We start from the raw sequence: 17,891 nt of genomic DNA, 5'->3' as shown, positions 1-17,891 counted from the left end.
AGCCCGCATGAGCGACCGGCCGACCATCGACGCCCTCGACACCGCCGTCTACACCGTGCCCACCGACACGCCCGAGGCGGACGGCACCCTCGCCTGGGACCGCACCACCCTCGTCCTGGTCACCGCCCGCAGCGGCACCACCACCGGACTCGGCTACACCTACGCGCCCGCCGCCACCGCCGGCCTGGTGCGCGAGGTGCTCGCCGGCACCGTCACCGGACGCCCGGCCCTCGATGTGCCGCGCGCCAACGAGGAGATGCTGCGGGCCGTGCGCAACGCCGGACTGCCCGGTGTGGCCGCGCAGGCGATCTCCGCCGCGGACATCGCCCTGTGGGACCTCAAGGCCCGCCTCCTCGGCCTGCCCCTCGTCCACCTGCTCGGAGCCGCCCGCGAGGAGGTGCCGGTCTACGGCAGCGGCGGCTTCACCACCTACGACGCCGAGCGGCAGGACCGCCAACTCCGCTCCTGGACGCAGGAGTCGGGCATCCCCCGCGTGAAGATCAAGATCGGGGAGTCCTGGGGGCGCCGTACCGACCGCGACCTCGAACGCGTCGACCGGGCCCGAGCCACCATCGGCGACGCGGCGGAGCTGTACGTCGACGCCAACGGCGCCTACACCGGCGGCCAGGCCCGGCGCCTGGCGGGCCCCCTCGCCGCGGCGGGCGTCACCTGGTTCGAGGAGCCCGTCTCCTCCGACCATCTCACCACCCTCGCCGACCTGCGCCACCGGCTCCCCATGGACGTCACGGCCGGCGAATACGGCTACACGCTGCCGTACTTCGCGCATCTGATCGACGCCGGGGCCGTCGACTGCCTCCAGGCCGACGTCACCCGCTGCGGCGGCATCACCGTCTGGCTGCGCGCCGCCGCGCTCGCCCACGCGCACGGCATCGACATCTCCGGCCACTGCGCGCCGGCCGCTCACGCCCACGCCGCCGCCGCAGCGCCGGGCCTGCGCCATCTGGAGTGGTTCCACGACCACGTCCGCATCGAGCGGCTGATCTTCGACGGCGTCCCCGATCCGAGCGGCGGAACCATCACTCCGGGCGCCGACGGGGCACCCGGACTGGGACTGTCCCTCGCGACGGAGCGCGCGGAGCCGTACCGGGTGACGTGAACCCGCCGACAGTGAACCCACCGACCAGGAAAGGGAGTCGAACGCCATGCCTACGACCGTCGTGATCACCGGCGCCAGTGCCGGGATCGGCCGTGCCACCGCCCGCCGCTACGGCCGGCGCGGGGCCAATGTCGTCCTGGTCGCACGCGGCGAGGGCGGCCTCGGGGCGGCAGCCGACGAGGTCGCGGCGCTCGGCGGCCACCCCCTCGTCCAGCCCGCCGACATGGCCGACCCGGCCCAGGCGGAGGCCGTCGCGGAAGCCGCCGAGCGGGAGTTCGGCCCCATCGACGTGTGGATCAACTGCGCCTTCGCCTCCGTGTTCGGGCCCTTCGACCAGATCACCCCGGACGAGTACCGGCGCATCACCGAGGTGACCTACCTGGGCTTCGTCAACGGCACCCGCGCCGCCCTCGCCCGGATGCTGCCGCGCGACCGGGGCACCATCGTGCAGGTCGGCTCCGCGCTCGGCGAACGCTCGATCCCGCTGCAATCGGCGTACTGCGGCGCCAAGCACGCCATCAACGGCTTCACCTCCTCGCTGCGCACCGAACTGCTGCACCGCGGCAGCCGGGTGCACGTCACCATCGCCCAGATGCCCGCCGTCAACACCCCGCAGTTCGACTGGGTACGCTCCCGGCTGGACCGCCACCCCATGCCGGTCCCGCCGATCTACCAGCCGGAGGTCGCCGCCCGCGGCGTCGTGTACGCGGCCGACCACCCCCGGCGCAAGCAGTACTACATCGGGGCCTCCACCGTCGCCACCATCTGGGCGAACCGCCTTTTCCCGGCCCTCCTCGACCGCTACCTGGCCCGCACGGGCTACGACTCCCAGCAGACGACGCGCATCCCGCCCACCGGCGAGGACAACCTCTTCACCCCCGTCGACCGCGGCCCCGCCGCCGACCGGGGCGCGCACGGCGCGTTCGACGACAGCGCACACGCCCACTCCTGGCAGGAGGCGCTGGTCCGGCATCCCGCCGGCACGGCCCTCGGCGCGGGCGCGGCGGCCCTCGCCGCCGTCGCGGGCCTGCGTCGTCTGACCCGCTCGGCGGCCTAGGCTGAGGCCGTGCGTCTCCTGCTCGTGTCCGACACCCATCTGCCCAAGCGCGCCAAGCGGCTCCCGGACGGGCTGCTGGACGAACTCCCGCGCGCGGACGTCGTGGTGCACGCCGGGGACTGGGTGGACGCCGCCACCCTCGATCTGCTGGAGCGCCGCAGCCGCCGGCTGATCGGCGTGTACGGCAACAACGACGGGCCCGAACTGCGCGCCCGGCTGCCCGAGGTGGCGTACGCCGAACTGGGCGGGCTGCGCTTCGGGGTGGTGCACGAGACCGGGTCCGCGCAGGGCCGCGAGGCCCGCTGCGCCGCCCGCTTCCCCGACCTCGACGTGCTGGTGTTCGGGCACAGCCACATCCCCTGGGACACCACCGCCCCCGGCGGCCTGCGGCTGCTCAACCCCGGCTCGCCCACCGACCGCCGCCGCCAGCCGTACTGCACCTATATGACGGCCGAGGCGGCGGACGGGGCGCTCACCGAGGTGACCCTGCACCGGCTGCCGCGACGGTAGTACGGCGTGCGGTCACGGGAGCCGACGCTCGGCCCGCGCCCCCGGACCCGCACCACCCTCCGTCCCCGGAGCCGCCCCGGCCGCCGCGCCGCGCACCACCGCCGCGAGCCGTTCCATCGCCGCCAGGCTGTGCCCCGCCACGAACGCGTCCACGCTCGGCAGCGCCGCCGCCATCCCCGCGGCCGTCGGCGCGTAACCCGGCCGTGCCTTGCGGGGGTTGGCCCAGATCACCCGGTGCGCCAGCGCGTGCAGCCGGCGCATCTGGGCGCCCAGCAGCGCGGGATCGTCGCGCTCCCAGCCGTCGGAGAGCAGCACGACGACCGCGCCGCGCGCCATGCCCCGCTGTCCCCAGCGGTTCAGGAACTCGCGCAGCAGCTCGCCCAGCCGGGTGCCGCCCCGCCAGTCGGGCACCGCCGCCGCGACCGCCGCCATCGCCGCGTCGGGGTCCCGCGGGGACAGCTCGCGCGTCACCCGAGTCAGACGCGTGCCGATCGTGAAGACCTCCGTACGGCCGCCCCGCGCCGCCGCGTGGGCGAAGCGCAGCAGCGCGTCCGCGTACGGCGCCATCGAACCGCTCACATCGACCAGCAGCACCACCCGGCGCGGCCGGTCCACACGGGCGTGCCGGCGCAGCCGGGCCGGTTCGCCGCCGCGCCGCAGCAGTTCGCGCACGGTACGGCGGGGATCCACCGCCCCGCGCCGCGCAGACCGCCGCCGCGCGGAGCGCCGGGCCTCGCCGCGCAGCGCGAACGCGGCCAGCAGACGGTGGAGTTGAGCGCGCTCGGCGGCGTCCAGCGCGGCGATGTCACGGTGCCGCAGCACCTCGGTGGAGCTGGCCAGCGCCGCGGCGGGCGGGCCCACCGGATCGCGTTCGCCCCCGGCACGGCCACCGCTCGTCATGTCCCGCGCGCGCAGCCGGGGCCGGGGCGGGGCGGGAGTGCGCACCGCCGGCGGCGCGGGGGACGCCTCGGCGGGACCGAAGTAGGCGGCGAACACCCGCTCGTAGCGCTCCAGATCGTCCGGCGAGCCGCACAGCGTCGCCCGCCCCGCCGCGCGCACCTCCGCCCGCACTCCGGGCCGCAGCACGGACACCGCCCGCAGGAAGGCGTACACCCGCTCGGTGCTCGCGTCGACCCCCGCCGCGCGCAACGCCCGTACGAAGCCGAGCAGTACGGCGTCCGCCCCGGCGAGCCCGGCCTCTGCTGCCCCGGCCATGCGGCTCACCCGTCCCGCGCCGCCAGCACCGCTGCCAGGTCGAGCCCTCTCGCCCGGTCCGTGTCCTCCCGGTACTTCAGGACCGAACCCAGCGTGGCGACGGCGAGTTCGGCGTCGACCTCGCTCGCGCCCAGGGCGTCCAGCGCCTCGGCCCAGTCGATGGTCTCCGCGACACCCGGCGGTTTCACCAGGTCCGCGCCGCGCAACGCCTGGACGAGCGCCGTCACCTGTTCGGCGAGCCGCACCGACACCGACGGCAACCGGCGCCGCACGATCGCCAGTTCGCGGGCGAAGCCGGGATGGTCGAACCAGTGGTACAGGCACCGCCGCTTCAGCGCGTCGTGCACCTCACGGGTCCGGTTGGAGGTGAGGACGACCACCGGCGGCACCTCGGCCCGCAGCGTGCCCAGTTCCGGGATGGTCACCGCGTACTCGGACAGCAGCTCCAGCAGGAACGCCTCGAACTCGTCGTCGGCCCGGTCGATCTCGTCCACCAGCAGTACCGACGGCTGAGTCTGGAGGGCCTGGAGCAGCGGCCGGGCGACGAGGAACCGCCGGTCGTACAGCTCGCCCTCCAGCCGCTCCGCGTCCCTGACACCGGCCGCCTCCGCCGCGCGCAGATGCAGCAGCTGACGCGGGAAGTCCCAGTCGTACAGGGCCTGCGAGGCGTCGATGCCCTCATGGCACTGCAACCGGATCAGCGGCGCGTCGAGCGCTTCGGCGAGGGCGGCGGCGAGCGCGGTCTTGCCGACGCCCGCGTCGCCCTCGCAGAACAGCGGCCGGTGCAGTCTCAGCGCCAGGTAGCAGGTGACGGCCAGCCCCTCGTCGACGAGGTACCCCGTCTCCTCCAGGCGGGCCCGCACCTGGTCCGGGCCGTCCATCCGGCTGATCGGCGCTCACCCCATCCCGGCGGCCGTCAGCACCGCCCGCCTGGTCAGCACCTGTGCCAGATGCGTCCGGTAGTCGGGCGAGGCCGAGGCGTCCTGCCCCGGCTGGGTGCCCTCGGCCGCCGACCGCGCGGCCCGCGCCACCGCGTCCGGCCCGTCGGCCCCGGCCAGCGCCGCCTCCGCCGCCCTCGCCCGCAGCGGGGTCGCGCCCATGTTGGTCAGGCCGACCCGTGCCTCGGCGATGTGCCCGTCCGCACGGCGCACCATGGCGGCGATCCCCACGATCGCCCAGGACTGCGCCACCCGGTGGAACTTCTCGTAGTGGAAGCCCCAGCCGTCCGCCTTCGGCACCCGCACCTCGGTCAGCAACTCGTCTGGAGAGAGCGCCGTTTGGAGGTAGTCGACGAAGAAATCCCGTGCCGCGATGGCGCGTCGGCCGTCCGGGCCCGCCGCGATCAGTTCGGCGTCCAGCGCCAGCGCCACCGCGGGCAGATCGCCCGCTGGGTCGGCATGCGCCAGCGAACCGCCGAGCGTGCCCCGGTGCCGTACCGCCGGATCGGCGACGGTCGCCGTGGCGGCCGCCAGCAGGCCGGCGTGGCGGCGCACCAGCGGATCGCGGATCACCTCGTGGTGGGTGGTGAGCGCGCCGATCACCAGGGTGTCGCCGTCCTCGCGCACCCCCGTGAGACCGGGGAGGCGCCCCACGTCCACGACGAGTTCGGGGAAGGCGAGGCGCAGCCGCAGCAGCGGCAGCAGGCTCTGCCCGCCGGCCAGCACCTTCGCCTCGTCGCCCGCCTCACCGAGCAGCCGCACCGCCTCCTCGACGGTCTCGGGGCGGGCGTACTCGAACGCCGGGGGAATCATGCCGTCGCCTCCCTCACCGCGCGCCACACCCGCTCCGGGGTGCAGGGCATCCGTACGTCGTCGACGCCCAGCGGCCGCAGCGCGTCCACGACGGCGTTGACCACGGCGGGCGTCGAGGCGATCGTGCCTGCCTCGCCGACGCCCTTCACCCCGAGCGCGTTGGACGACGCCGGGGTCTCGGTCCGGTCGGTGACGAACTCCGGCAGATCGGGGGCCGAGGGCACGAGATAGTCGGCCATGCTGCCGGAGACCAGGTTGCCCTCGTCGTCGTAGACGGCCTCCTCGTACAGCGCCTGCGCGATGCCCTGTGCCAGCCCGCCGTGCACCTGCCCCTCCACGATCATCGGATTGACCACATGGCCGACGTCGTCCACACAGACGTACGACCTGATCCGTGTCCGCCCGGTCTCCGTGTCGACCTCGACCGCGCACAGATGGGTGCCGTGCGGGAAGGAGAAGTTCTCCGGGTCGACCACGTGCTCGGCGTTGATGGAGGGTTCCACCCCGTCGGGCAGATCGTGGTTGGTGAACGCCTCGAAGGCGATCTCCTGGATGGACTTGCGCGCCTCCGGAGAACCCTTCACGGAGAAGACGCCCTCCCGGAACTCCAGGTCCTGTTCGCTCGCCTCCAGCAGATGCGCGGCCACCTTGCGCGCCTTGTCGACCACGGTGGTCGCCGCCCGGTGCACCGCCTCGCCGCCCACGGCCAGCGAGCGCGAGCCGTAGGTGTCCATGCCCTGCGGGGAGGACTTGGTGTCGCCGTGCAGCACCTCGACGTCCTCGAACGGCACGCCGAGCACGTCCGCCGCGATCTGGCTCCAGCAGGTCTCGTGGCCCTGCCCGTGCGGGCTGGTCCCGGTGACCACCTCGACCTTGCCGGTGGGCAGCATCCGGATGCTCGCCGCCTCCCAGCCGCCCGCGCCGTACCTGAGGTCGCGCAGCACCCGGCTCGGCGCCAGACCGCACATCTCCGTGAACGTCGACACGCCGATGCCGAGGCGCACCGGATCGCCGCGCTCGGCGCGCTCGCGCTGCTCGGCGCGGAGCGCGTCGTAGCCGAACAGGGCGAGCGCCTTCGCGGTGGCTGCCTCGTAGTCGCCGCTGTCGTAGGTCAGCCCGGCGATCGTGGTGTACGGGAACTCCTCGTGCCGGATCCAGTTGCGGCGCCGCAACTCCACCGGGTCCAGGCCGAGTTCGGCGGCCAGCTCGTCCATGATCCGCTCGATCGCGAACGTCGCCTCCGGACGGCCGGCGCCCCGGTAGGCGTCGGTGGGCGTGCGCGTCGTGAAGACACCGGTGCAGGTGAACTCGTAGGAGTCCATCTTGTAGATCGCCGGGTACATGAACGCGCCCAGGATCGGGATGCCCGGTGTGACCAGCATCAGATAGGCGCCCATGTCCGCGATCAGGTCCACCTTCAGGCCGAGCAGCCGGCCCTCGCGGGTGGCCGCGACCTCGATGTCCTGGATCATGCCGCGCCCGTGGTGGGTGGCGAGATAGCCCTCGGAGCGGGACTCGGTCCACTTCACCGGCCGCCCCAGCCTGCGGGCGACCGCGAGGGCCAGGGCCTCCTCGCCGTACACCTGGAGCTTGGAGCCGAAGCCGCCGCCGACGTCCGGGGCGATCACCCGCAGTTTGTGCTCCGGGATGCCGGTGACCGTGGCGAGCATGATCCGCAGGATGTGCGGGATCTGGGTGGCCGAGTACACGGTGTACTCGCCGGAGGCGGCGAGCGGGGTGACCACGACCGCGCGCGGCTCCATCGCGTTGGGGATGAGCCGCTGCTGGTGGTAGCGCCGCTTCACCGTCACCTCGGCGCGCCCGCGCACCGCCTCGAAGCTCTCGCCCGTGGCCAGCGGCCAGGTGTAGCAGCGGTTGGTGCCCTTGTCGGCGTGGACCAGCGGGGCGCCCTCGGCGAGCGCCGCCTCCAGGTCGAGGACCGGGGGCAGCGGCTCGTAGTCGACCTCGACGGCCTCCAGCGCGTCGGCCGCCGCGTACCGGTCGCGGGCCACGACGACCGCCACCGGGTCGCCCGCGTAGCGGACCTCCTCCACCGCGATCGGTGGATGGTCGGGCAGCACGATGTCCTCGGTCACCGGCCACGCGCAGGGCAGCGAGCCGAGTTCCCCGGCGAGGTCCGCGCCGCTGAACGCGGCGAGCACGCCGGGGCGTTCGAGCGCCGGGGCGACATCGACACGGGTGATGCGGGCGTGCGCCATCGGGCTGCGCAGGATGGCCAGGTGCAGCAGCCCGGCGACCTGGATGTTGTCGGTCCAGGTGGTCTGGCCGGTGAGCAGCCGGGCGTCCTCCTTGCGCAGCCGGGACCGGCCGACCTCCCGCCCCGTGCCGACCTCGCCCGCCACGGCCTGATCGGTCATGCCCCGACCTCCTCGCCGACCTGCGCTCCGGACGGGGTCTCGGCCCGCGCCCCGGAGCCGTCCTGCTGTCCGGCGGCGGCGAGCACCGCGCGGACGATGTTCTGGTAACCGGTGCAGCGGCAGAGATTGCCCTCCAGGGCGTCGCGCACCTCCCCGGAGGTGGGGTGCGGGTTCTCCCGCAGGAGGTCCCGCGCCGCCATGATCATGCCGGGGGTGCAGTAGCCGCACTGGAGGCCGTGCTGCTCGTGGAACGCGCGCTGGAGCGCCGTCCACTCGCCGTCCCTCGCCAGCCCCTGCACGGTCGTCACCGCGCAGCCGTCCGCCTGGACGGCCAGCACCGAGCAGCTCTTGACGGTCGCGCCGTCCAGGTCGACCGTGCACGCCCCGCAGCTGGAGGTGTCGCAGCCGATCGGGGTGCCGGTCAGACCGAGGCGGTCGCGCAGATAGTGGGCGAGGAGCAGCCGGGGCTCCACGTCGTCCTCGTAGACCGTGCCGTCCACGTTCACCTTGATGTGGGTCATGCGCCCTCCAGACCGTGCGGGCAGGAGTCGACCATCAGCCGGTCCGGCGTGATGCAGGTCACTCTTTGGCCGATGTAGGTCACTCTATGGCCGGGGTGCGGGCCCGGCGAGCGCTGCGGTCGCCGCGGCCCGGATTCGTCGAATGCCGGCCCATCGCCTGGCGGGGAGTGCTTCGATGCGCACACGGAACACGACGCTCCGTCGCCCCGAGTCACTCCCTTCGGCGCGCGGGATCCGGCGGGAACTGGTCTGCTGGGAAAGGGCCGGGCCGCCGTAGCCTTGCCCGTCCCGGCGCGCGGCCGCCGTCGCACGCGCTGCCGGGACCGGCCGCCCACCGTCGCTCGCGCAACCCTTCCGCGGAGAGATTCATGAGTAGCTATCGAGTCGCCCAGGTCACCGCAGCCAACGGCACGTTCGAGCTGGCAGAGCGCGAGGTGCCGAGCCCTGGCCCCGGCCATGTGCGGATCGCCGTCGAGGCGTGCGGCATCTGCCACAGCGACGCCCTCTTCGTCGGCGCCGCGGTGCCCGGCATCACCTTCCCGGAGGTGCCCGGACACGAGATCGCCGGGCGGATCGCCGAGCTGGGGGAGAGGGCGGCCGACCGCGGCTGGCAGGTCGGCGACCGGGTGGCCGTGGGCTGGTTCGGCGGCAGCTGCGGCTACTGCCGGGCCTGCCGCGAGGGCGACTTCATCGTGTGCGAGCGCCTCAAGGTGCCGGGCTGGGCCTACGACGGCGGCTTCGGCGAGCAGGTGATCGCGCCCGTCGACGCCCTGGCCCGGATCCCGGACGCGCTCGCCGCGAGCGACGCGGGACCGCTGGCCTGCGCGGGCGTCACCACCTTCAACGGGCTGCGGCGCAGCGCGGGGCGGCCCGGTGACCTGGTCGCGGTGCTCGGCCTCGGCGGGCTCGGGCACCTCGGCGTGCAGTACGCGGCCGCGATGGGCTTCGAGACGGTCGCGATCGCCCGCGGCCCCCAGAAGGCCGACTTCGCCAAGCAACTCGGCGCCCACCACTACATCGACAGCACCGCCGCCACCCCGGTGGCCGAGGCGCTTCAGTCCCTCGGCGGCGCCAAGGTCGTCCTCGCCACCGCCGGCAACTCCGAGGCCATCGCCGCGACGGTGGACGGCCTGCTCCACCGCGGCGAACTGGTCGTCATCGGCGCGGACGTCGCCCCTCTCGGCATCAACCCGAACCAGCTCCTGATGGCCGCCCGCGTGGTCCGCGGCCACCCCTCCGGGACCGCGCGGGACGTCGAGGACACCATGGCCTTCAGCGTCCTGCACGGCATCCGCCCGATGACGGAGAAGGTCCCGCTGGCGGAGGCGGACGCGGCGTACCGGAAGATGATGGCCGGGAACGCGAGGTTCAGGATGGTGCTGGCGGAGGGGTGAGCCGGGGGAGCGGGGGAGTCGGCACGGGAGTGCGGGGCAGGTCGGGTACGGCCCCCGCCCCCGCCGGGCGCCGCCGGGACGGACCGAGCCGCGTCAGGCGGAGCCGCGTACGGCCGGGGCGGTCGAGCCCCGGACGGTGCGGCCGAGTGGGACCGGGAGGCCAAGTCCCGTGCGGGGCGGCCGTGTACGACCGGGTGGTCGACCCGCGTGCGGGCGACCGCCTGCGACCGGGAGGTCAAGTCCCGACGGGGCGACCGCGTTTGACCGGGCGGTCGACTCGCGTACGGAGCGACCGCATCGGCCGCGCGTTGAACTTCCGTACGTGCGAGCCGCGTACGGCCGGTGCGGCCGGGCCCCGCGGCCGGGCGAGGCGTGACCGCCCCGCCCGCCTTCGTCAGGCCGCCTCACGTCCCCCTGCGGCCCGCTCCGCCGCCGTCACCGTCTGCTCCAGCAGCGTGGCGATCGTCATCGGGCCGACGCCGCCCGGCACCGGGGTGATCAGCGAGGCCCGTTCGACGGCCGAGTCGAAGTCGACGTCGCCGACGTTCCCGGCGTTGTAGCCCGCGTCGATCACGACCGCGCCGGGCTTGATGTCCTGGCCGCGCAGCAGCCGGGGCCGGCCGACCGCGGCGACGACGATGTCGGCCTCGCGGACCGCCGCCGACAGATCACGGGTGCGCGAGTGGCAGTACGTCACCGTCGCGTCCCTGGCCAGCAGCAGCATGCCCACCGGCTTGCCGAGGATCGCGCTGCGGCCCACCACCACGGCCCGCTTGCCGGCCGGATCGACGCCGTACTCGTCCAGCAGCCGCAGGATGCCGCCCGGCGTGCAGGACACGAAGCCCGGCAGACCGAAGCTCATGGTGGCGAAGGAGGCGAAGGTGACCCCGTCGACGTCCTTTTCGGGCGCGATCGCCTCGAACGCCGCCCGCTCGTCGACGTGGTCGCCCACCGGGTGCTGGAGCAGGATTCCGTGCACCGCCGGATCGGCCGACAACTCCCGCAGCGTGCCCACCAGTTCGGCGGTGCTCGTCTGCGCGGGCAGGGCCACGTGCCGGGAGGTGATGCCGGCCTTGCGGCAGCGGTTCTGCTTCATCCGCACGTACGTCACGGACGCCGGGTCCTCGCCGACCAGCACGGTCGCGAGACACGGCGTGACACCGGTCCGTGCGGTGAGCTGCTCCGCCCTGCGCGCGGTATCCCCGACGATGCGGCGGGCGAGGGCGGTTCCGTCCATGAGACGGGCCTGGGTCATACGGCACACTCCTGAGCTGGATCGATCCGACTCGCCCAGGCGCGCGGCAACCACGAAGGGCCGCTCCCCGGTGGTACTCCACCTCAGCGCCAGTCACGGCCCGCGTACAGCGTAACGGAGGGGAGGACGCGGCCGAGGACCGGGCGCCACGCCTTCGCGGTACCGGGGGGCCCGCCGGACCGGGGTGGCTCAGCGCGACCGGCCGTGCCGCACCAGCCGGACGCGCGGCGACCGCGGCACCGCGACCCGCGGACGCCCCCGCACCGCCCTCAGCACCGACCGCAACACCGCCGTCGCCACCGGGACAGCCGCCCCCGAGACCGGCCCGCGGCGCCGGGGCCGCGCCCGGCCCACCCCCGCGCGGGCCGAGAAGGTCCAGGTCAGCCGGGAGCTGACCTGGACCCGTGCGAACCTCCTGGCTACTCGTCCCATGCCTGGATCAGGATCTGCTCGGCGATCTTCCCGTCCCGCAAGGTGATCATCGACTCGGCGAGGACGCGGGTGCCGTCGCCGTACTGGCAGGTCTCGGTGAACGCGGCGTGGTCGCCCTGCACCACACACCGGTCCAGCTTGTGGATCATGTCGCGGCGGTAGATGTCGTCGAGCATCTCGGCGATCTCGCCGCGGCCGTGCACGATCTTCGGGTGGCTGGGCTGGCTGTCGCGGTCGACGATGCGGATCTCCGCGTCGTCCGCGTACAGGGACAGCAGCGTGTTCCCGGTGTTCCCCTCGATGCCCCGGCGCAGTGTCTCGACGTCGAAGGCGGAGCCTGTCGCGGTGCCCATGGTGACCTCCTTCAGGCGCTCGCGGCCCGGCGCGCGGCGGACCGTACGGCCCCGTCTTCGAGCGTCCTCCGGCCCGGCGGCCCCGGCAAGCGCACGGGACGCGCTCCGCCTCACGAGTGAGCGCGGGCCGCCACCCGTGTCCGGCCGGACGCCCCGGCCGTTGCTGAAAGCATGATCTCAACACGCCGTATCGTCGCCGCCCTCGGTCTCGCCGCTGGGGTCACGGGCCTGGCCGCGCCCCTCGCCAACGCGGCCGACGCGAGCGCCACGCACACCGGGCAGATCAACCCCATGACCGTGCTCGACACGCTCACCACCGGCAACATCCCCGCCGAGCAGCGGGCGCAGCTGCCCTCGACCTCCGAGCAGCTCAAGGCCCTGAACCAGATCAGCCGGCTGGAACAGCTCAGCGAGCTGCACCAGGTCACCGACATCGTGGCGCCGGTGACGGGCCTGGTGCCGGCCGTCGGCTGAGCCGACCCGCGACGCGGGGCGCCGACCCGCCGGAGGCCGACCCGTAGTGCCGCAGCCGAGGGCAGGCTGGGAGCCGAGGCGTCACTCCGCTACCGAGGCGTCATCCCCGGCATCGAGGCGCGTCGTCCCCGGCACCGAGGTGTCACGCCGGGGCGCCGCGCAGTCGCGGCCCGCCGCCCGTGTTCAGCACCGCCCAGTCCCGCGCCACGGCGTACGCCGGGCCGGGGGCGGTGCCGGGCGGCAGGCCGGCCGCGAGCGTCCGGACCAGCGCGTCCGCCGGGCCCAACTCCAGCCAGACACGCACCCCGTCCCGGTGCAGCAGGGCCGCCAACTCCGTGAACCGCCGGGTCCGCGGGCCCGGCAGCCAGAACCCCGGCTCGGCGGTCTCGGCGCCGACCGGACGGCCGGTCACATCGGAGACGAGGGGGAGCCGCGGCGGGCTCGGATGGAGGGTGGCGAGCGTACGGCCGTAGGCGGCGCGGAGCGTCCGCGGCGCCGCCTCCTGCGGGGCGCCGTCCAGCAGCCGGGCCAGTGTGCCGACCGCGTGGCAGGCGTCCGCGAGCGAGAAGACCCCGGCGGCGTACGCGGCGGCCATCCGCCCGGCCCCGAGCCCGAACAGCACATCGGGCCGTGCGCCCCAGCTGAGCAGCAGCCGGTACTGCGCCACCTGGAGAGCGAAAAGCGCCGGCCCGGCATACGCCGCCCGGCCCAGCAGCGCCGCGGTCCGGGAGCCGGGGTCCGCGGACATCACGCATTTCAACGGCAGTTCGAGATACGGGTCCAGACGCGCGCACAGCTCGTCCAGCGACTCGGCGAACAGCGGGAAAGCCGCCGCGAGTTCACGTTCCGTTCCACGGCGCGGCGAGGCACCGGCCGAGAACAGGAATGCGGTACGTCCCTTACGGCCATCAGCGAGCATCCCTCCATGAAGACACGGCCGGGTAAGCACCCGGACCGGCCGGACTCCCGCGGCGCGCAAAGGGATTGCCATCAGCGAACGTAGCCCTCCGGTCCGATTCTTGCGCAATTCATAAGCGTCCCGCGGGCCGCGCGGGACACGGATACCGGGAGCCGGTGCGCCCGTGGTCCCGCGGTGCCGGAGGTGCGGGAGGGGGCCCCGGCCGGCGCCCCGCCGTCGTCCGCGCGCTGCCGCCGCTGCCCGCCGGGGGAAACATCCACGATCCTCGCCGTGGCCCGCTCCGCCGCCCATCGCGCGCGCGTAGGGTCTGCACCGTAAGCACTCGATGGAAGGAACCAGAGCATGGCGCAGGAAGTACGCGGCGTGATCGCACCGGGCAGGAACGAGCCCGTACGAGTCGAGACGATCGTGGTGCCCGATCCCGGTCCGGGCGAGGCCGTCGTACGCGTCCAGGCCTGCGGTGTCTGCCACACCGACCTGCACTACAAGCAGGGCGGCATCTCCGACGACTACCCCTTCCTCCTCGGCCATGAGGCCGCCGGTGTGGTGGAGTCGGTCGGCGACGGTGTCACCGAGGTCGCGCCCGGCGACTTCGTCATCCTCAACTGGCGTGCCGTGTGCGGCAACTGCCGGGCCTGTCGGCGCGGCCGCCCCTGGTACTGCTTCGACACCCACAACGCCAAGCAGAAGATGACCCTCGCCGCCACCGGCCAGGAACTCTCCCCGGCCCTCGGTATCGGCGCCTTCGCCGAGAAGACCCTCGTCGCCGCCGGCCAGTGCACCAAGGTCGACCCGTCCGTCTCCCCGGCGGTCGCCGGCCTCCTCGGCTGCGGCGTGATGGCCGGCATCGGCGCCGCCATCAACACCGGCAACGTCGGCCGGGGCGACTCGGTCGCCGTCATCGGCTGCGGCGGCGTCGGCGACGCGGCCATCGCCGGAGCCGAACTGGCCGGCGCGGCGAAGATCATCGCCGTGGACATCGACGACCGCAAACTGGAGAAGGCCCGCACCCTGGGCGCCACCCACACGGTCAACTCCACGCAGCAGGACCCCGTCGAGGCCGTCCGCGAGCTGACCGGCGGCTTCGGCGCCGACGTCGTCATCGAGGCGGTCGGCCGCCCGGAGACGTACCAGCAGGCCTTCTACGCACGCGACCTCGCCGGCACCGTCGTCCTCGTCGGCGTCCCCACCCCCGAGATGAAGCTCGAACTGCCCCTGCTGGACGTCTTCGGCCGCGGCGGCGCCCTCAAGTCCAGCTGGTACGGCGACTGCCTGCCCTCCCGCGACTTCCCCATGCTCATCGACCTGCACCTGCAAGGCAGGCTGCCGCTCGACGCGTTCGTCACCGAGACCATCCGACTCGACGAGGTGGAGAAGGCGTTCGAGCGGATGCACCAGGGCGACGTGCTGCGCTCGGTGGTGGTGTTCTGATGGCCGCCCGCATCGAACGCCTCGTCACCTCGGGGCAGTTCAGCCTCGACGGCGGCACCTGGGACGTCGACAACAACGTCTGGATCGTCGGCGACGACCACGAGGCGATCGTCATCGACGCCGCCCATGACGCCGACGCCATCGCCCGCGCCGTGGGCGACCGCCGGCTCACGGCCATCGTGTGCACCCACGCCCACAACGACCACATCGACGCGGCGCCCGCCCTCGCCGACCGCACCGGCGCGGTCATCTGGCTGCACCCCGACGACCTGCCGCTGTGGCGGATGACCCACCCCGACCGCGAACCCGACCGGCTCCTCGTGGACGACCAGGTCATCGAAGCGGCCGGCGCCGACCTCACCGTGCTGCACACCCCCGGCCACGCGCCCGGCGCGGTCTGCCTCCACGACCCCGCGCTGGGCGTCGTCTTCACCGGCGACACCCTCTTCCAGGGCGGCCCCGGCGCCACCGGACGCTCCTTCTCCCACTTCCCGACGATCATCGACTCCATCCGCGGCAAACTGCTCACGCTCCCGCCCGAGACCAGGGTCCTCACCGGCCACGGCGACTCCACCACCATCGGCGCCGAGGCGCCCCACCTGGAGGAATGGATCAAACGCGGGCACTGAACCGCCTTGTGCGCATAGGGTCGCGGGCATGACCACGAACACGCTCGTGACCCTGCACGACGTCCGCGTCCTGCGCTGCGCCCCCGACGGCCCGCCCCTGGACGGGGAGCGCGCGGCACTGGACCTGATCGGCGACGCCTTCGGGCAGGACGCCCAGCTGGTCGAGGTGCCGGTGGCCCGGATCGCGCCGGAGTTCTTCCGGCTGCGGTCCGGCGTCGCGGGCGCCGTCGTGCAGAAGTTCGTGAACTACCGGGTGCGGCTCGCCGTCGTCGGCGACATCACGGCCCACACCGCGGCGAGCGACGCCCTGCGCGACTTCGTCCACGAGTCCAACCAGGGCGACCAGTTGTGGTTCCTGCCGGACCCCGCCGCCGTCGCCGACCGGCTCGCCGGCTAGGGTCTTTCTTCCGGATCAGGTCGGCTTGAGTTGGCGGTGCCTTACGACCCCGGCAAGATCCGGAAGAAAGGCCCTAGCGGCACCCCGGTCCAGGACGCCCTCTTCGGTCCACGACGGTGAAAGACCGCGCGGTGGGCCGTACCGTCACCCCATGAGCGATCACACCCGTTTCGCGGGACACGGAGTTCTCGTCACCGGCGCGGCCCGCGGCATCGGCGCCGCGGTCGCCCGGCGGCTCGCCGAGGAGGGCGGCCGGGTCCTGGTGACCGACCGGGACCCGGCCGAGGCCGAGCGGACCGCCGCCGGGCTGCGCCGACAGGGCCTGAGCGCCGAGGCGTTCGCCTGCGATGTCGCCGACCGCACCGCCGTGGAGGCGGCCGTCGCCCGCGCCGTCGACGCCTTCGGCTCCCTGGACGTGCTGGTCAACTGCGCCGCCCATTGCACCCCGGACGCCCCGCGCTTCGAGGACGGCACGGACGAGACATGGGCCCGCGACCTCGACATCACCCTGACCGGCGTCCACCGCACCTGCCGCGCCGCCCTGCCCCATCTGGCCGCCTCCGGACGCGGCGCGATCGTCAGCATCGGGTCCGTCAACGGCCTCCAGGACTTCGGCAACCACGCCTACAGCGCCGCCAAGGCCGGGCTCGGCTCGCTGACCCGCACCCTCGCCGGGCACGCGGCGGCGCGGGGCGTGCGGGTGAACCTCGTGGCACCGGGCACCGTGCGCACCTCGGCGTGGGACGGGCGCGCCGACGACCTGGAGGCCGTCCGCGCCCTGTATCCGCTGGGCAGGATCGGCGAACCGGAGGACATCGCCGCCGCGGTCGCCTTCCTCGCCTCCCGCGACGCCGCCTGGATCACCGGCACCACCCTCGTGGTCGACGGCGGCCTCACCTCGGTGCACACCGGCTTCCGCGCCGCCCTGCACGAGCCCCGCTGAGGGCCAAGTACCGGACATCGCCACGCTGATCGCCGCGAGAGGCCGCGAACCGGCCTTGAAACCGCCACGGCCGCCTCCGGGGTGAGGAAGCTCACCGTTTCGTCACGGCGTGACCAGAAAGGCAACCCTGATGCGCCCGATCGGGTCTACTTGTCCGAGATCGTGGGAAACGCGCACGAAGACAGCCAGGGGGAGGCCCTGGGCGAAACGGTGACACAAAGGAGAAGAACCCTCATGGGGGACATACGCAGACGAGGTGTGGTGGCACTCGGGCTCACGGGACTGGTGGCGCCGCTCACACTCGCCCTCACCACGGCACCGGCCCAGGCCGCGACGTCCTGCACCACGGCGGCGGGCCCGTACCAGAAGCAGGCGGAGAAGTTCCTCGGCCGGCCGGTCGACGGCCGTCAGTCCGCCGCCGACTGCAAGGCGATCCGCTCCTTCCAGACGAAGAACGGCATCACCCCCGCCATCGGATATGCGGGACCCGTGACCTGGGATGTGATGAACCTCATCAACCAGCAGAAGGCCGTGGGGAAGAACCCGAACAAGAGCGGCAAGTGCCCGGTGAACAAGGGCCGGATCGCCTGCGTGGACCTGACGCACCAGCTCAGCTGGATACAGGACGGCAAGAAGCTCGTCTACGGTCCGGTGCCGGTACGCACCGGCCGCAAGGGCTTCGTCACCCGGACCGGCCTGACGAAGGTCTACTGGCGTGACCTGCACCACGTCTCGACGCTCTACAACGTGTCGATGCCCTACAGCCAGTTCTTCAACGGCGGGGAGGCGTTCCACTCGGTCGGACTGAGCATGTGGAACCCGCCCGGCTCGCACGGCTGCGTGAACATGACCCCGAAGGACGCCAAGAAGTACTGGTCGCTGCTGCGGACCGGCGACGACGTCTTCGTGTACGGCCGCAAGCCCGGCACCTGAGCGTTCCGGGCACGTGGAGCGCGTGTCGTGGCTCACCCTCACCCGGCGGCCGCACCGGGGCCGCCGGGTGAGGGTCGGGTGTGAACTCCCGGTCACCGCTTGACACATCGACGTGATGAGCAACACGGTCCGAAATGTCCGTATCGGGTGCACTTACTCACAGCGCCTTCACGCCGATCAGC

18 protein-coding genes and 1 riboswitch are annotated in these 17,891 nt (G+C 73.5%); of the genes, 10 read left to right on the top strand and 8 right to left on the bottom strand.

All coding sequences use genetic code 11. The features are described 5' to 3' along the window. Positions 1-7: 7 nt before the first annotated feature. From ACZ7EC_RS01985 to ACZ7EC_RS01975, 3 genes are read left to right on the top strand one after another with little or no spacing between them, the layout of a single operon-like run. Positions 8-1,117, top strand: coding sequence for an enolase C-terminal domain-like protein (locus tag ACZ7EC_RS01985; protein WP_471056436.1), 1,110 nt, complete (start codon positions 8-10; stop codon positions 1,115-1,117). 46 nt (positions 1,118-1,163) lie between these two features. After that, positions 1,164-2,174, top strand: a complete 1,011-nt coding sequence (locus ACZ7EC_RS01980; protein WP_471056433.1) for an SDR family oxidoreductase — start codon at positions 1,164-1,166, stop codon at positions 2,172-2,174. Positions 2,175-2,183: 9 nt separating this feature from the next. After that, positions 2,184-2,684 carry a metallophosphoesterase family protein gene (locus tag ACZ7EC_RS01975; RefSeq protein WP_471056430.1) on the top strand — a complete coding sequence of 167 codons (501 nt, stop codon included), beginning with the start codon at positions 2,184-2,186 and terminating at the stop codon, positions 2,682-2,684. 12 nt (positions 2,685-2,696) lie between these two features. On the opposite strand, the gene ACZ7EC_RS01970 is transcribed toward ACZ7EC_RS01975, so the two are convergent. From ACZ7EC_RS01970 to ACZ7EC_RS01950, 5 genes are read right to left on the bottom strand one after another with little or no spacing between them, the layout of a single operon-like run. Then, on the bottom strand, positions 2,697-3,899 hold the full coding sequence (locus ACZ7EC_RS01970; RefSeq protein WP_471056427.1) for a vWA domain-containing protein: 1,203 nt from the start codon (positions 3,897-3,899) through the stop codon (positions 2,697-2,699). 5 nt (positions 3,900-3,904) lie between these two features. After that, positions 3,905-4,780 (bottom strand): AAA family ATPase, encoded by an 876-nt coding sequence (locus ACZ7EC_RS01965; protein ID WP_471056424.1) that lies wholly within the window; start codon positions 4,778-4,780, stop codon positions 3,905-3,907. 15 nt (positions 4,781-4,795) lie between these two features. Continuing rightward, the gene (locus ACZ7EC_RS01960; protein ID WP_471056422.1) at positions 4,796-5,650 is read right to left on the bottom strand and encodes an FAD binding domain-containing protein; all 855 of its coding nucleotides are present in this window, start codon (positions 5,648-5,650) and stop codon (positions 4,796-4,798) included. Further along, positions 5,647-8,028 carry a xanthine dehydrogenase family protein molybdopterin-binding subunit gene (locus ACZ7EC_RS01955; protein WP_471056419.1) on the bottom strand — a complete coding sequence of 794 codons (2,382 nt, stop codon included), beginning with the start codon at positions 8,026-8,028 and terminating at the stop codon, positions 5,647-5,649. Before ACZ7EC_RS01955 ends, ACZ7EC_RS01960 begins: the two co-directional genes overlap by 4 nt. Continuing rightward, positions 8,025-8,549, bottom strand: a complete 525-nt coding sequence (locus ACZ7EC_RS01950; RefSeq protein WP_471056416.1) for a (2Fe-2S)-binding protein — start codon at positions 8,547-8,549, stop codon at positions 8,025-8,027. The genes ACZ7EC_RS01955 and ACZ7EC_RS01950 overlap by 4 nt, the downstream gene beginning before the upstream one ends. 368 nt (positions 8,550-8,917) lie before the next feature. Between ACZ7EC_RS01950 and ACZ7EC_RS01945 the strand changes: the two genes are divergently transcribed. After that, the gene (locus tag ACZ7EC_RS01945; protein ID WP_471056413.1) at positions 8,918-9,943 is read left to right on the top strand and encodes an alcohol dehydrogenase catalytic domain-containing protein; all 1,026 of its coding nucleotides are present in this window, start codon (positions 8,918-8,920) and stop codon (positions 9,941-9,943) included. 394 nt (positions 9,944-10,337) lie between these two features. Here ACZ7EC_RS01945 and ACZ7EC_RS01940 read toward each other — a convergent pair whose 3' ends face one another. Beyond that, positions 10,338-11,198, bottom strand: a complete 861-nt coding sequence (locus ACZ7EC_RS01940) for a bifunctional 5,10-methylenetetrahydrofolate dehydrogenase/5,10-methenyltetrahydrofolate cyclohydrolase (protein WP_471056411.1) — start codon at positions 11,196-11,198, stop codon at positions 10,338-10,340. Between the two features lie 26 nt (positions 11,199-11,224). After that, positions 11,225-11,305, bottom strand: a riboswitch (ZMP/ZTP riboswitch). A 312-nt stretch (positions 11,306-11,617) separates the two neighbouring features. Then, complete coding sequence (locus ACZ7EC_RS01935; protein WP_471056408.1) at positions 11,618-11,983, bottom strand: nuclear transport factor 2 family protein; 366 nt, start codon at positions 11,981-11,983, stop codon at positions 11,618-11,620. Positions 11,984-12,154: 171 nt separating this feature from the next. Here ACZ7EC_RS01935 and ACZ7EC_RS01930 point away from each other — a divergent pair, with 171 nt between their 5' ends. Continuing rightward, positions 12,155-12,457: a hypothetical protein gene (locus ACZ7EC_RS01930; protein ID WP_397982498.1), complete on the top strand. Its 303-nt coding sequence runs from the start codon at positions 12,155-12,157 to the stop codon at positions 12,455-12,457. Between the two features lie 142 nt (positions 12,458-12,599). Here ACZ7EC_RS01930 and ACZ7EC_RS01925 read toward each other — a convergent pair whose 3' ends face one another. Continuing rightward, entirely contained in the window at positions 12,600-13,376 is a 777-nt protein-coding gene (locus ACZ7EC_RS01925; RefSeq protein WP_471056405.1) for an acyltransferase domain-containing protein, read from the bottom strand. A 342-nt stretch (positions 13,377-13,718) separates the two neighbouring features. Between ACZ7EC_RS01925 and ACZ7EC_RS01920 the strand changes: the two genes are divergently transcribed. The 5 genes from ACZ7EC_RS01920 to ACZ7EC_RS01900 all read left to right on the top strand — a co-directional run bounded on the left by ACZ7EC_RS01920 (position 13,719) and on the right by ACZ7EC_RS01900 (position 17,709). Then, positions 13,719-14,807, top strand: coding sequence for an S-(hydroxymethyl)mycothiol dehydrogenase (locus ACZ7EC_RS01920; protein WP_471056402.1), 1,089 nt, complete (start codon positions 13,719-13,721; stop codon positions 14,805-14,807). Next, positions 14,807-15,436 carry an MBL fold metallo-hydrolase gene (locus ACZ7EC_RS01915; protein WP_471056399.1) on the top strand — a complete coding sequence of 210 codons (630 nt, stop codon included), beginning with the start codon at positions 14,807-14,809 and terminating at the stop codon, positions 15,434-15,436. Before ACZ7EC_RS01920 ends, ACZ7EC_RS01915 begins: the two co-directional genes overlap by 1 nt. Positions 15,437-15,464: 28 nt before the next feature. Beyond that, entirely contained in the window at positions 15,465-15,833 is a 369-nt protein-coding gene (locus ACZ7EC_RS01910) for a DUF4180 domain-containing protein (protein ID WP_471056395.1), read from the top strand. A 151-nt stretch (positions 15,834-15,984) separates the two neighbouring features. Continuing rightward, positions 15,985-16,776 carry an SDR family NAD(P)-dependent oxidoreductase gene (locus ACZ7EC_RS01905; RefSeq protein WP_471056392.1) on the top strand — a complete coding sequence of 264 codons (792 nt, stop codon included), beginning with the start codon at positions 15,985-15,987 and terminating at the stop codon, positions 16,774-16,776. A gap of 234 nt (positions 16,777-17,010) precedes the next feature. Then, entirely contained in the window at positions 17,011-17,709 is a 699-nt protein-coding gene (locus tag ACZ7EC_RS01900; protein WP_471056389.1) for a L,D-transpeptidase family protein, read from the top strand. Positions 17,710-17,891 lie beyond the last annotated feature (182 nt).

This window comes from Streptomyces sp. NPDC037203, from assembly GCF_055605065.1.
Note: the sequence above shows the minus strand (reverse complement) of the source record. Positions and strands in the feature narration are given on the sequence as shown.

What these genes read in the sequence shown, in the direction of transcription:
- ACZ7EC_RS01985 (WP_471056436.1), top strand. Translation starts at nt 8, where the DNA reads ATGAGCGACCGGCCGACCATCGACGCCCTCGACACCGCCGTCTACACC.
- ACZ7EC_RS01980 (WP_471056433.1), top strand. Translation starts at nt 1,164, where the DNA reads ATGCCTACGACCGTCGTGATCACCGGCGCCAGTGCCGGGATCGGCCGT.
- ACZ7EC_RS01970 (WP_471056427.1), bottom strand. Translation starts at nt 3,899, where the DNA reads ATGGCCGGGGCAGCAGAGGCCGGGCTCGCCGGGGCGGACGCCGTACTG.
- ACZ7EC_RS01965 (WP_471056424.1), bottom strand. Translation starts at nt 4,780, where the DNA reads ATGGACGGCCCGGACCAGGTGCGGGCCCGCCTGGAGGAGACGGGGTAC.
- ACZ7EC_RS01960 (WP_471056422.1), bottom strand. Translation starts at nt 5,650, where the DNA reads ATGATTCCCCCGGCGTTCGAGTACGCCCGCCCCGAGACCGTCGAGGAG.
- ACZ7EC_RS01955 (WP_471056419.1), bottom strand. Translation starts at nt 8,028, where the DNA reads ATGACCGATCAGGCCGTGGCGGGCGAGGTCGGCACGGGGCGGGAGGTC.
- ACZ7EC_RS01950 (WP_471056416.1), bottom strand. Translation starts at nt 8,549, where the DNA reads ATGACCCACATCAAGGTGAACGTGGACGGCACGGTCTACGAGGACGAC.
- ACZ7EC_RS01945 (WP_471056413.1), top strand. Translation starts at nt 8,918, where the DNA reads ATGAGTAGCTATCGAGTCGCCCAGGTCACCGCAGCCAACGGCACGTTC.
- ACZ7EC_RS01940 (WP_471056411.1), bottom strand. Translation starts at nt 11,198, where the DNA reads ATGACCCAGGCCCGTCTCATGGACGGAACCGCCCTCGCCCGCCGCATC.
- ACZ7EC_RS01935 (WP_471056408.1), bottom strand. Translation starts at nt 11,983, where the DNA reads ATGGGCACCGCGACAGGCTCCGCCTTCGACGTCGAGACACTGCGCCGG.
- ACZ7EC_RS01930 (WP_397982498.1), top strand. Translation starts at nt 12,155, where the DNA reads ATGATCTCAACACGCCGTATCGTCGCCGCCCTCGGTCTCGCCGCTGGG.
- ACZ7EC_RS01925 (WP_471056405.1), bottom strand. Translation starts at nt 13,376, where the DNA reads ATGCTCGCTGATGGCCGTAAGGGACGTACCGCATTCCTGTTCTCGGCC.
- ACZ7EC_RS01920 (WP_471056402.1), top strand. Translation starts at nt 13,719, where the DNA reads ATGGCGCAGGAAGTACGCGGCGTGATCGCACCGGGCAGGAACGAGCCC.
- ACZ7EC_RS01915 (WP_471056399.1), top strand. Translation starts at nt 14,807, where the DNA reads ATGGCCGCCCGCATCGAACGCCTCGTCACCTCGGGGCAGTTCAGCCTC.
- ACZ7EC_RS01910 (WP_471056395.1), top strand. Translation starts at nt 15,465, where the DNA reads ATGACCACGAACACGCTCGTGACCCTGCACGACGTCCGCGTCCTGCGC.
- ACZ7EC_RS01905 (WP_471056392.1), top strand. Translation starts at nt 15,985, where the DNA reads ATGAGCGATCACACCCGTTTCGCGGGACACGGAGTTCTCGTCACCGGC.
- ACZ7EC_RS01900 (WP_471056389.1), top strand. Translation starts at nt 17,011, where the DNA reads ATGGGGGACATACGCAGACGAGGTGTGGTGGCACTCGGGCTCACGGGA.